This is a genomic window from Staphylococcus sp. HMSC065D05, assembly GCF_001813195.1.
Taxonomy (GTDB): Bacteria; Bacillota; Bacilli; order Staphylococcales; family Staphylococcaceae; genus Staphylococcus; species Staphylococcus epidermidis.
On record NZ_KV811773.1, the window covers coordinates 1 to 13600 of the forward strand.

Below are 13600 nucleotides of genomic sequence, written 5' to 3' on the forward strand. Positions count from 1 at the left end.
CATGCATAACCAAAAGTACGATTTACTTCGTAAATCTACTTTTGGTAAAGAAAAAAGTCTTTACAAAAATTTGTGTAACTGTTATTATTTATTCTTGTAGAAAATAAAATCATAAACACATAAAGGAGAGTAATTTAAATGGCAGTTAAAATTCGTTTAACTCGTTTAGGTTCTAAAAGAAACCCATTCTATCGTATCGTAGTTGCAGATGCACGTTCACCACGTGATGGTCGTATCATTGAGCAATTAGGTACTTACAATCCAGCACACGTTAATGCACCAGAAGTTAAAATCGACGAAGAATTAGCTTTAAAATGGTTACACGACGGTGCTAAACCAACTGATACAGTTCACAATATCTTATCTAGAGAAGGTATTTTGAAAAAATTTGATGAACAAAAGAATGCTAAATAATTAGCTCATATTTTTGTGGGACGCCAATATGGCGTCCTTTTTTAATCATATTTATTTGTTACATACATACGTGTTAATATATATTTGATTCAGTTTAATAAACTTTATTTAGAAGGAGGGTCATATATGGAAGTAGAGGTTGGACAAATAGTCAATACTCATGGTATTAAAGGGGAAGTAAAGGTGAAATCCAACTCTGATTTTACTGAAACACGATTTCAACCTGGTGAACAATTACTTGTAAAACATAATAATACTGAAATTGTTTATACGGTCGATTCTTATCGTATACATAAAGGGTTTCACATGTTAAGGTTTGAAGGAATCAACAACATAAATGATATTGAACATTTGAAAGGTGATTATATTTATCAAGAACGTGATCACCAAGATATAGAATTAGGAGAGCATGAATATTATTATTCGGATATTATTGGTTGTACAGTATTTAAAGATGATGATACGCCAATTGGCCGGGTGATTAATATTTTTGAAACAGGTGCTAATGACGTTTGGGTTGTGAAAGGTGAAAAAGAGTATCTCATTCCTTATATTGAAGATGTTGTGAAAGATATTGATATAGAAAATAAAACGATTAAAATTACACCGATGGAAGGATTGTTAGATTAATGAAGATAGATTATTTAACGCTATTTCCTGAAATGTTTGAAGGTGTTTTAAATCACTCAATACTAAAACGTGCGCAAGATAAGGGAATCATCAATGTTAATACTATCAATTTCCGAGATTATTCTGTTAATAAGCATAATCAAGTTGATGATTACCCATTTGGTGGTGGCCAAGGTATGGTATTAAAGCCTGAACCTGTTTTTAATGCTATGGAAGACATAAATCGTAATGAACATACTCGAGTGATACTTATGTGTCCACAAGGCCGTCCCTTTACTCAAGAGATTGCACAAGAATTAAGTGAAGCAAAACATATTGTCTTTATTTGCGGACACTATGAAGGATATGATGAGCGCATACGTAAGCATCTTGTAACTGACGAAATATCAATGGGTGATTATGTCCTAACTGGTGGAGAGTTACCAGCAATGACGATGACGGATGCAATAGTGAGGCTTATTCCAGGCGTCTTAGGTAATCAAGCATCACATCAAGATGATTCATTTTCAGATGGATTGTTAGAATTTCCTCAATACACACGTCCACGTGAATATAAAAATATGAGCGTACCTGAAGTATTATTATCTGGCAATCATGCGCACATTGATCAGTGGAGACATGAGCAAAAGCTCATTCGTACTTATGAAAAGCGACCAGATTTATTAGAACAATATCCATTAACTGAAAAAGATAGAGAAATTTTAGAAACCTATAAAAAGAAATTGAAAAATGATTAACGTTATGCTATTATAATTCAAGTGTGAAAAAACACTAATAATCACTATGATCCGCTGCTATACTTTTGTCTAGGCAAGAACATAGGTTGAAGGAGAGAATTTATAATGAGTAATCATAAGTTAATCGAAGCAGTAACTAAATCACAATTACGTACTGATTTACCCACTTTCCGTTCAGGAGACACTTTACGTGTACACGTAAGAATCGTTGAAGGTTCTCGCGAACGTATCCAAGTTTTCGAAGGTGTTGTAATTAAACGCCGTGGTGGAGGAATTTCAGAAACTTTCACAGTTCGTAAAATTTCTTCTGGTGTAGGTGTGGAAAGAACTTTCCCATTACACACGCCTAAAATCGAAAAAATTGAAGTTAAACGTCGTGGTAAAGTACGTCGTGCTAAATTATATTACCTACGTAGTTTACGTGGTAAAGCTGCTAGAATTCAAGAAATTCGCTAATCAGTATATTCGACAATTTATAAAAGGCCAGTCTATAAGCACTATAGTTGCCAATTTCAACATATTGCTTAAGATGTGCCACAATGAAAATAAAGCTTTCAAACTTCTGTTTTATCAGAGTTTGAAAGCTTTTTTATTTTATTAAAACTATTTAGTTATGAAAATCATTAATAATTAATTTATTTTCTTTTTACGTAATGAGTGAAAAGAATGCTCAAAATGATTCCAATACAACTGACAGTGATTAATAAATAAAAATAAGGAGGGGTATAACTTAATTTTATCTTTGTTTGTCCCTCTTTTACAGGAATAGTAGTCATAATACCGTTTCCTTGTTGAACCTTTAGAGGCTTTCCATTTGCCATTGCATGCATTCCTTTAGCATATACCATTGGCAAGACGAGATAACCGTGTTCCTTTTTCTTTTTAATAATTGTGAAACCATTTCTTTCTTTTTTTACTTTAACTGGCTGGAGCTGTTGAGAAGCTTTTTTTAATGTTTGATAGTTTTCACCATAAATTCCTTTTACTTTAAAACGATAAACTCCTTTTGACATCTTGATGTTAAGTTGATTTGAAGCTTTAGCACGCATCGTCACTGGCGAAACAAAACGACGATATTTGTATGATAAACGGTTTCTTTCTTGTGAATATTCATTAACTCCTACTTTATGTTCTTTGTCAGGAGATAGTAATTCAACATCCATTTCAATATACATATCTTTATAATTTTTAACTATATTGCGTGGTAAATTGAGAGTGACGCCACCATTATTCTGTTTAACTTTTAAATGTTTACTATCAATCCAATTCGCATGATTTAAGTTTTGTTTTGCATTAGAAAGTAAATTAGTATTAGGTTTAAAATCAGTATTGGCTTGGGATTTATGATTCAATACGACACCTTTAAGCATAGCTTGCTCTCTATCAAGGGGAGATTTTAGTGTTTTTGGATCATAAATTTTATTAGTAACGTGTGCACTAGGATAATTTATTGTATTAACAGAATGAATCCATTGATCTTTTTTATCAGTTATAAGTTCTTTCTTTTTAAAACCATAAGGCATATTTAAATCATCAGGATGTCGTAATCGATCTTGAACATCCCAAAGAGACATTAAGTTTGCACGATTATTTAAATATCGATAAGTACTATTTTTATCTACAGGCATATTAATTTGTAACGTCTTGTCATAGTATTTCAATATATCTCCATCGAAAATACTAGAATACAATGATGTTCCGTTGTAGTGATATATCATAGGTGAGTTTAATGCATAGTATGAAAAATAATCTAATCTTTTCAATGGATTTGTAGAGCTTTGATGCATATACTTAATTTTTTTATTTAGGACAGGACTTCTATAGCTTGAATCATTAATTGTTTTGATAGTCGTTTGATAAGGTTCGATAGTAATTTTTCTAGAATCATTAGTCATTAAGACTTGTTGAGCTAAAAATAAGACAACGAGTAATACCATCATTGAAGTACGGGTTAACAACGATTTATATTTAATAAATATAAACAACACTATGATTAAAATCAATGCAACAAACATCCACTTTACTGATCTTTCAGACAGTGTGATAAATACGAAACCGTATATGAATACTGGTATAGCAACAAAGGTATATTCTTTAATTGATATTTCACTTAAATGTTGTATAAACAATGCAATTAATACACTTGTTGATAATGCTAAGAAGTAAACCCAACGTCTTTGGGGCAATGAAAAGCCGTTAAATGCACTATCAAACCATTGAAAAAAAGAACCGATGAGTAAGATCCAAGTTGCAATTGCGAACAATTTATAATAATAGTGTTGATATAATTTAAAACAAAATAATGCAATGATAGCAATAAAAGAAATTGTAATGTAAAAGCCATTAGCAAAAATATTATAATTGGTTTCAAATAAATTTGTGAAAAAAGTAATTTTGAAATTAGGATTTTGCGCTCGGTCATTATCTAAAAAAGAAGATACACCAGTATATAGTCCGTAAATACTTACTAATACACTTAACAAAGTGGCACATACGAGTATGTAAAATTTCTGCCAACGATTCACGATATCTGTCTCATGAGGAATAACGACTCGATAAATAAAATAGAAACCAATGACAATTGCTTCATAGTAACTAAAATAAAAGTTTGAGAATAACGTATAAGCAATCGCGAAAATAAACCATCCTATTTTACGTTCTTTAAAGAATCTTTCTATAGCCCAAATTGACATAGGTAACATAATTAAAAGATTGCCGTAAAATGACCAAGTAAAATTATAATATGTAACAACAGTAGACATACCATATAATATAGTTGCTATAAACAATGGTGCAGGTTTAAGTCGCAAATAATTAAATAAATAAAATGAAAAAATAAATGTGATTACAGTGCGCACATATGCCATGATTAATTGGTTTATTGGCCAAAAGCTGATGTCATGAGGATTCACATTGATAGTTTGTTCCAATATCCATATCATGGAGAAGTTAATCCACATCAATGGAGAGAGTGAATAATAATATGCCAGTGATTTTACATAGTCGCCTCCCAACCCAAATGAAGCATCATAAAACCCTTTTAATGATGTAAAGTGTTCATAAAGATACATTTGAAAAGGCATCATTTGTCTGAAGCCATCTCCACTACCACTAAATACAATACCTTTAGTTATAAATTGATAGAGAAAAGGGCCATATAGAATAAATGACAATATGCAACTAAGTAAAACGATTAGTGTAAAACGTTTCATAGGTTTATTCCATATATTTTTAATCATGGCGAGTCCTCATCTTTCTTTTCCTTATATTCTTTAATCTAATGAATACAATACTCAACACTATACTAAATATTGAGATAGAAAACATCGTTTTTAGAAAAGGTGGTCGATATTGAATCACAATTGTTTTATCATTTTTATTAACTGGGACACCTGTCATCATATAATTTACCTTTTTGATATTGACTTGTCGGTCATCCACGTATGCACGCATACCTTTACGATACGGAATATTAATAACTGCAAGTCCCTTAGAATGATGATCTAAGTTAACTTTTACCCCGTTTTTTATATCTTTATAACACATATTAAAGTTAGCATGATGGTGTGCTTGTTTTAGCGTATCATAATTTTCACCGTTTAATTCTAACAGTTCCAAATTGAACTTACCATTTGGTGATAATTGAATCGTAATGTCACCATTTTTGTCTGGTAAACATCGATAAAGCACCTTGCTTATTCCCGTGCGATATATAGAATCGTTGTATAGACGATGATTATGATATTGATTGATGCTCACTGTGTAATTACTGTCAGGTTCACCTCGTTCAATATTCATAGTGAGATAAAAATCTTTGTATTTGTCTCTTATATTTTTAGGTAAATGTAATTTGATTATTCCGCTCTCTTTATTAACGGTTAGTTCATTGTTTGAATATCGTGTTATATTTTGTGTTGACACACGTGTTTGGTCTAATAAATTTTTAACTTTTGAGTGGTATGATTCACCTTTGGATGTCACAATAGCACCATTAATCATTGCATGCTCCCTATCTATAGGCTTTTTTAAACTTTTATGATTATAAATGTTTTGTGTTACTTTTACACTTGGTAGTAGAAGTTGATTTTTATAAATAATATATTGTCCGCGTGACTTAACTTTTTTAAAATAAGATGGAATAAAATTTTGATAGTCTTTCATCATTAAATATTTTACTGAAAACAGACTCTCGATATTTTGGCGAGCATTCGTAGACTGGTATCGACTGACAGATTCTTCAGCTAAATTAATTTTTAACGCATCGTAATAGAAATCGAGAATATTGTGATGAAATATACTAGAGTAAATACTAAGTCCTTTAAAATTTTGATACATAGGGGTATTATCTTGTTCATCGACACGCCAATTTATTCGTTGATCGTCATTCTTAGTTTGATTCATTTCTTTTACTAAAGATCTTTGCATAGCCGAGCTATATAAACTTGAATTAATGTATCGCTTGTTCGCACGATTAATATGATCTTGAAAGAAAATTTGATTTTTTATGAATACGAAAGTAATCATAAGGCTGAGAGCAGCGATCGAAATACTATAAATGTAAGTAAGATAATAACGTACTTTTTTCTCTTTTATTAATAAAATTAATAGCCCAATCACTGACACAACTGGAACTAAAGAGATCCAAGGTAAAAAAGTATGGTAGCTAATTGAACTTATGTAGATGACACTTTGAGCTATCAGATTAGTATAAATATAGGTCTTTGGACGAATTGTTTTAAAATACTTTACAAATAACCCAATTAAAATTGAACTATTAAAGGCTAAGATAAAATGCCATCGTTTTTGAGGTGCTGAAAACCCATTAAATAGTTGGTCAACAAATGGGAGAAATGCAAAAATAATTGTTGCCAATAATAACAATGCAAATAATTTATAATAAAAATGTTTATATAATTTGATTGTCAAAAGAGCTTGAATAGATAAAAATAACACAACAATCAAGTAATTATCGAAAAATATATTAGTGTCTTTACTTAAATGTTCAATCCAATTTACTTGTCCTGTAAATGATTGTCGACGATTATTAAGAAAACTTTGAACACCATGAAAGAACACAAACATACTATTTCCTAAAGCGAGTAGCGCACTACATATAATTGTAAGAGAAGCTTGCCAACGAGTTAAACTATCTTTAGGATGTCTGTAAATAATTCTAATCAAGGTATAACCTATACCAATAATGAGGAAATAATATGCAAAATAAAAGTTATTAATTAGAATTAGACTTACAGTTAGTATAAATAAACCTACTTTAAAATCCCTTAATAAACGTTCAATCCCTAATAATAAGAGTGGTAACCAAATGAAAGTATCACTAAAGAATGGCCAGTAAATTGTAAATCTAAAGTACAAAGGTGACATAACAAAAATAAATGAAATCAATAAACTGATTATTTTATTTTTAGAAATATAATAACTAAATAAATAAGTGCAAAACAGAGCAATAGTTGCCTTAATAATTGAAACAATTAGCGCATTGTACATCCAAAGAAGAATTTGATTAGTGTTCAATGAAAAGAATATTTCACATAATTTGATGATAGGGACATTTAAAATAAATATTAAATTTGTTGAAAAATAATAACTTAAGTCAGTGAAAAAATCTCCACCAAGACCCAAATGTGTTGAATAAAATAAGTTTCCTTGAGTCCATTGATGATAAAGATACATTTGAATAGGAATCATCTGTTCCATACCATCATTTGGGCCAGTTGAAAGAATACCATCATGATGAAAACGAAAAATAATATAACTATGACCAATTAATGATAATGTAATTAATAATATAATGAAACATGCTTTTCTTCTCATTTATTTCTCCTAAAACGCATCATATTGAGCTGAAAATTTTTTAGTTTAGTCAAATTGTAGGTTATTGTGGCAATGAATGAAAGTATTAGTGGCATTATTTAAATCTATTTACATTAAATTTAATGTAATTTAATAAAGTTAATTGATTTTAATAGTTTTGAATAAGTTTACAAATGGTCATCGTAGATTTGTTATGAATTGAAGAATGGTTTTTATCCTAAATGATGCACATGTTAAACTTAAAGTGGTTGGGTTAGCTATTATAAAGTATAATTATGAAGTTATAGATAAAAGTTTAAGAAAATAATAAGAATAGGATGATGACGCATGGCGATACAATGGTATCCAGGTCATATGGCTAAAGCCAAAAGACAAGTTAGTGAACAACTGAAAAAGGTAGATGTAGTTTTTGAACTCGTCGATGCACGTATTCCATACAGTTCGAGAAACCCTATGATTGATGATGTCATTAAACAAAAACCTCGAGTAGTAATTTTAAATAAAAAAGATATGACGAATTTAAAAGAATTAGAAAAGTGGGAAACTTATTTTAAAGATGAAGGTTTTTATCCGATAGCTGTAGATGCAAAACATGGCAAGAATCTTAAAAATGTTGAAGTTGAAGCTATAAAAGCAACTCAAGAAAAATTTGATCGTGAAAAAGCTAAAGGTTTAAAACCTAGAGCGATAAGAGCTATGATTGTAGGCATTCCTAATGTTGGAAAATCAACACTAATAAATAAGTTAGCAAAACGTAGTATCGCCGAAACTGGAAATAAACCAGGAGTAACAAAACAGCAACAATGGATTAAAGTTGGGAAGTCTCTTCAATTACTTGATACACCAGGTATTTTATGGCCTAAATTCGAAGATGAAGAGGTCGGTAAAAAATTAAGTTTAACTGGTGCAATTAAGGATAGTATTGTGCATTTAGATGAGGTAGCTATTTATGGTTTGAATTTTATGATTAAGCATGATATTTCCGCTTTAAAGAAACATTATAATATTGATACACATGAAGACGCTGAGATACTCGATTGGTTTGATGCGATTGGAAGAAGAAGGGGATTGTTACAAAAAGGAAATGAAGTAGATTATGAATCTGTCATTGAGTTGATTATCAATGATATGAGAAATGCCAAAATTGGAACTTATTGTTTTGATATTTTAAAAGAAATGAAGAGTGAATGATAGTATGTCTCTAACAATTAAAGAAATTAAAGAAAAACTATCTCAAATTGAAACGTTGGAAGAGTTACATAAACATGAAGCAAATAATGATTCACGTAAAGGTGTTATAAATGCGATTAAGTCTAGGGAAAAAAATATTCTTAAGCAACAAGCATTAGAAGAGCACTATTTATCCATGAATCAATACGAAAACAATATTATGTCATCTAATAGGGATGCATTAATTTGTGGAATTGATGAGGTAGGGCGTGGGCCCTTGGCTGGACCAGTTGTGGCTTGTGCAGTCATCTTAGAGAAGAATCATCATTATATTGGTTTAGATGACTCTAAAAAAGTATCTCCCAAAAATAGAGCACGACTTAATCAAAATTTAAAAGAAAATGTCTATCAATATGCATATGGCATAGCGTCCTCAGTTGAAATAGATGAATTGAACATTTATCGGGCAACTCAATTAGCAATGCTACGTGCTATAAATCACTTAGATGTTACACCTACGCATTTATTAATAGACGCAATGACACTAGATATTGATATCCCACAAACTTCAATTATTAAAGGTGATGCTAAAAGTGTATCTATCGCAGCAGCAAGTATCATGGCTAAAGAATATCGTGATCAATATATGAGACAACTATCTAAACAGTTTCCAGACTATGGTTTTGATAAAAATGCTGGCTATGGAACTAAGCAACATTTAGAGGCTATTGATCGAGTGGGCTTTATCAATGAACATCGTCAATCATTTGAACCGATTAAATCAATGATGAAATAATTTGAATTTTGCTTAAATTGCAATAAATACTGTCAATCAGTTTACAATAGCGCTTACATTTTTTATAATTAAAGGGCAACTTAACCTAAGAAACAGGAGGATGGAAGATGAATATCCACGAGTATCAAGGGAAAGAAATATTTCGTTCAATGGGCGTTGCAGTTCCAGAGGGACGAGTAGCATTTACTGCTGAAGAAGCAGTGGAAAAAGCGAAAGAATTAAATTCAGACGTATATGTGGTTAAAGCGCAAATTCACGCTGGGGGTAGAGGTAAAGCAGGCGGCGTGAAAATTGCTAAATCATTATCTGAAGTCGAAACATACGCAAATGAACTGCTAGGTAAACAATTGGTCACACATCAAACTGGGCCAGAGGGCAAAGAGGTTAAACGTTTATATATTGAAGAAGGATGCGATATCCAAAAAGAATATTATGTTGGTTTTGTTATTGATCGTGCTACTGATAAAGTGACTTTGATGGCATCAGAAGAAGGTGGAACTGAAATTGAAGAGGTTGCAGCTCAAACACCTGAAAAGATTTTCAAAGAAACAATTGATCCAGTAGTAGGATTATCACCTTACCAAGCGCGACGTATCGCTTTTAATATTAACATTCCAAAAGAATCAGTTGGAAAAGCAACTAAATTTTTACTCGCACTATATAATGTCTTTATCGAAAAAGATTGTTCTATTGTTGAAATCAACCCACTTGTTACAACTGGAGACGGTCAAGTATTGGCTTTAGATGCTAAATTAAATTTTGATGATAATGCATTATTTAGACATAAAGATATTTTAGAATTACGAGATTTAGAAGAAGAAGATCCTAAGGAAATAGAAGCTTCTAAATATGATTTATCATACATCGCTTTAGATGGAGATATTGGTTGTATGGTTAATGGCGCAGGTTTAGCCATGGCAACAATGGATACAATTAATCATTTTGGTGGAAATCCAGCCAACTTCTTAGATGTAGGTGGCGGTGCTACAAAAGAAAAGGTAACTGAAGCATTTAAAATTATTTTAGGTGATGACAATGTTAAAGGTATCTTTGTAAATATTTTTGGTGGAATTATGAAATGTGATGTTATTGCCGAAGGTATTGTAGCAGCGGTTAAAGAAGTTGAACTAACATTACCATTAGTTGTTCGTTTAGAAGGAACTAATGTAGAACGTGGTAAAGCAATATTAAACGAATCAGGTTTAGCTATTGAGCCAGCGGCAACTATGGCTGAAGGTGCTCAAAAAATTGTTAAACTTGTTAAAGAAGCATAAGGAAAGGATGGGAGCACTAAGATGAGTGTATTTATTGATAAAAATACGAAAGTAATGGTACAAGGTATCACAGGGTCTACTGCCCTTTTCCATACAAAACAAATGCTTGATTATGGGACACAAATTGTCGCAGGGGTAACGCCTGGTAAAGGTGGACAAGTTGTAGAAGGTGTTCCAGTATATAACACTGTTGAAGAAGCTAAAAATGAAACAGGAGCTAATGTATCTGTTGTATACGTACCAGCACCATTCGCTGCTGATTCAATTATTGAAGCAGCTGATGCCGATTTAGACATGGTTATTTGTATTACTGAACATATACCTGTTGTTGATATGGTTAAAGTAAAAAGATATTTACAAGGTCGTAAAACACGTTTAGTCGGACCAAACTGTCCTGGTGTGATAACTGCCGATGAGTGTAAAATTGGTATTATGCCGGGATATATCCATAAAAAAGGTCATGTTGGTGTCGTGTCTCGTTCTGGTACATTAACGTATGAGGCAGTGCATCAATTAACTGAAGAAGGTATCGGTCAAACAACTGCTGTAGGTATCGGCGGTGATCCAGTAAATGGGACTAACTTTATTGATGTTTTAAAGGCATTCAATGAAGATTCTGAAACTAAAGCCGTAGTAATGATTGGAGAAATTGGTGGTACTGCAGAAGAAGAAGCGGCACAATGGATTAAAGAAAATATGAACAAACCTGTAGTAGGTTTTATCGGCGGTCAGACAGCGCCTCCAGGTAAACGTATGGGTCATGCTGGAGCTATTATTTCAGGAGGTAAGGGTACAGCATCTGAAAAGATTAAAACATTAAACGATTGTGGTGTTGAAACTGCAGATACACCTTCTGAAATAGGAACAACCCTTATTGATGCAGCTAAAAAAGCAGGCATTTATGAAGAGTTATTAACTATTAAAAAATAATATATATTAGTATTGATTTCAACGAACCTTGAACATTAAACCTTGTTCAGGTTCGTTGTTTTTTTGTATAAAGAACACCATACGTTATGCGTATGATTCACAAAAGTTTTACCTTTATCTAAAAAAGCATCTCTACATGCTAGAATATACATCGGTCAGCCAACCAAAATATTCAACACGAAGAGATGCTTTTTAATGTCATCCGACACAAACAGTTTAGCACATACATAATGAAATTGTAAGTAGCACATTGTTTTTGAGCCCAGATATAGTAGGCTAGTGATATATGGAAAAGAAATAAGGGATAGGAAACCCCTTGTGTCAATGATGTGAGTGGAAAATTGTAAAATAATTGAAGCAAAGATATATACATATGTTGGTAAGTATTCCATCCCATATAGGTGTATCATCATTTGTTGAATACTTAAATAGAAGAATAGTTTAATTTTTGATAGATATTTCAATTGAAAATATAAATATGGGAACAGAAAATTCTAGTGCAGAGAATTTGGTGAGGAACCAGGTAGGTTGATTTAAATAAAAATCAAAATAACGGATTAAGTATCAGTATGGTTTTATTTTAAAAATTAGTTATCTTTTTTGATACATTGATATATATAATAGTAGAAACATGAAATTCGACAATTTTACATTATACTATGACACGTTAAACCCTTATCATTAAATTACTCCTTACAAATACATGATATTTAAAAATTAAATGTCTTTAAACAGTAAACTAAAAAATTTGGATTTGAAGGTATAATATAAACAAAGGAGTAATGATAATTGATACAACATACGATGTTAAAACTATATTGGGCAAATTTCACTACAGCACAACTTCATCATCTTACACGTAAATATCCCGGCTTTCTATCAGAAAACGTATTTCATCAACATGACATGATAAAAAGGTGGCTTACAGAGCGTAATTCTGAAAGACTATGGAACAAATATGAACGTTTCAAAAAATTAAAGCTGATGGACATTATTAAAGAAATGAAAAAAGCAAATGTTAGTTTTACGACATACTTCGATGATAACTACCCTTCTCTTTGCAAAGAAATGTATGATTATCCTTATGTGATATTCTACAAAGGAAATCCACAGTTCTTTAATCATTCTCACTCTCTAGCTGTAATTGGCTCACGTAATGCCACACAATATACAAGTCAATCTTTAAACTATCTTTTTCCTTCATTTAGACAATTAAATATGGCGATTGTTTCTGGATTAGCGCGTGGCGCAGATAGTGTAGCACATCAAACCGCACTTAAATACTTTTTACCAACTATTGGCGTACTTGGATTTGGACATTGTTATCATTATCCTAAAGCAACCTTAAATTTAAGAACTAAAGTTGAAAGAAATGGCTTAGTGATAAGTGAATATCCACCATTTTCTCCCATAAATAAGTATAAATTTCCTGAAAGAAACAGACTTATAAGTGGTCTGTCTAGAGGGGTTCTTATAACTGAGGCTGAAGAAAGAAGTGGTAGTCAAATTACTATTGATTGTGCTTTAGAGCAAAATAGAAATGTTTATGTTCTACCTGGTTCAATGTTCAACAAAATGACTAAAGGCAATTTACGAAGGATAAATGAAGGTGCTCAAGTTGTTATAGATGAAAGTAGTATCTTAATTGATTATCTATTTATGTAAATGATAGATTTACTTTCTGAATTAATTATTTATATCCTTTAATTTAGTTAAAGTTTAATGAATCAAAAATAATAACAATTCTTACAAAATTGGAAATTAAAAATTAAAACGTTGACAAATACAAAAATAACCGTTTATCATTTATCTTTAGT

Annotated in this window: 11 protein-coding genes and 2 pseudogenes; 11 read left to right on the forward strand and 2 right to left on the reverse strand. The window is 31.4% G+C overall.

Features of this window, described 5'->3' with window-relative positions:
* Window positions 1-138 precede the first annotated feature (138 nt).
* The 4 genes from rpsP to rplS all read left to right on the forward strand — a co-directional run bounded on the left by rpsP (window position 139) and on the right by rplS (window position 2237).
* Complete coding sequence (gene rpsP, locus HMPREF2897_RS10565; RefSeq protein WP_002439483.1) at window positions 139-414, forward strand: 30S ribosomal protein S16; 276 nt, start codon at window positions 139-141, stop codon at window positions 412-414.
* A gap of 126 nt (window positions 415-540) precedes the next feature.
* The gene (rimM, locus tag HMPREF2897_RS10570; protein ID WP_002487161.1) at window positions 541-1044 is read left to right on the forward strand and encodes a ribosome maturation factor RimM; all 504 of its coding nucleotides are present in this window, start codon (window positions 541-543) and stop codon (window positions 1042-1044) included.
* On the forward strand, window positions 1044-1781 hold the full coding sequence (gene trmD / locus HMPREF2897_RS10575) for a tRNA (guanosine(37)-N1)-methyltransferase TrmD (protein WP_002457376.1): 738 nt from the start codon (window positions 1044-1046) through the stop codon (window positions 1779-1781). Before rimM ends, trmD begins: the two co-directional genes overlap by 1 nt.
* Before the next feature lie 105 nt (window positions 1782-1886).
* Window positions 1887-2237: a 50S ribosomal protein L19 gene (gene rplS / locus HMPREF2897_RS10580; protein WP_002436293.1), complete on the forward strand. Its 351-nt coding sequence runs from the start codon at window positions 1887-1889 to the stop codon at window positions 2235-2237.
* A 179-nt stretch (window positions 2238-2416) separates the two neighbouring features.
* Here the strand turns inward: rplS and HMPREF2897_RS10585 are convergent, their stop codons facing one another.
* Both HMPREF2897_RS10585 and HMPREF2897_RS10590 read right to left on the reverse strand, forming a co-directional pair.
* Window positions 2417-5020 (reverse strand): YfhO family protein, encoded by a 2604-nt coding sequence (locus HMPREF2897_RS10585; protein WP_002475979.1) that lies wholly within the window; start codon window positions 5018-5020, stop codon window positions 2417-2419.
* Window positions 5013-7613: a YfhO family protein gene (locus HMPREF2897_RS10590; protein ID WP_046044078.1), complete on the reverse strand. Its 2601-nt coding sequence runs from the start codon at window positions 7611-7613 to the stop codon at window positions 5013-5015. The genes HMPREF2897_RS10585 and HMPREF2897_RS10590 overlap by 8 nt, the downstream gene beginning before the upstream one ends.
* Window positions 7614-7940: 327 nt before the next feature.
* On the opposite strand from HMPREF2897_RS10590, the gene ylqF reads away from it, so the two are divergent.
* The 7 genes and pseudogenes from ylqF to dprA all read left to right on the forward strand — a co-directional run bounded on the left by ylqF (window position 7941) and on the right by dprA (window position 13448).
* A complete protein-coding gene (ylqF, locus tag HMPREF2897_RS10595; protein ID WP_070593183.1) occupies window positions 7941-8804 on the forward strand; it encodes a ribosome biogenesis GTPase YlqF in 864 nt (287 codons plus the stop codon).
* Window positions 8805-8808: 4 nt separating this feature from the next.
* Complete coding sequence (locus tag HMPREF2897_RS10600) at window positions 8809-9579, forward strand: ribonuclease HII (RefSeq protein WP_002489955.1); 771 nt, start codon at window positions 8809-8811, stop codon at window positions 9577-9579.
* 107 nt (window positions 9580-9686) lie between these two features.
* Window positions 9687-10853, forward strand: coding sequence for an ADP-forming succinate--CoA ligase subunit beta (gene sucC, locus HMPREF2897_RS10605; protein ID WP_002439496.1), 1167 nt, complete (start codon window positions 9687-9689; stop codon window positions 10851-10853).
* A 21-nt stretch (window positions 10854-10874) separates the two neighbouring features.
* Window positions 10875-11783, forward strand: a complete 909-nt coding sequence (gene sucD / locus HMPREF2897_RS10610; RefSeq protein ID WP_002446283.1) for a succinate--CoA ligase subunit alpha — start codon at window positions 10875-10877, stop codon at window positions 11781-11783.
* Window positions 11784-11978: 195 nt separating this feature from the next.
* Window positions 11979-12090, forward strand: a pseudogene (locus HMPREF2897_RS13295) (IS200/IS605 family transposase); the annotation flags it as partial.
* Window positions 12091-12147: 57 nt separating this feature from the next.
* Window positions 12148-12248 (forward strand): annotated as a pseudogene (locus HMPREF2897_RS13300) (IS200/IS605 family transposase); the annotation flags it as partial.
* 324 nt (window positions 12249-12572) lie between these two features.
* The gene (gene dprA, locus HMPREF2897_RS10615) at window positions 12573-13448 is read left to right on the forward strand and encodes a DNA-processing protein DprA (RefSeq protein WP_002499693.1); all 876 of its coding nucleotides are present in this window, start codon (window positions 12573-12575) and stop codon (window positions 13446-13448) included.
* Window positions 13449-13600 lie beyond the last annotated feature (152 nt).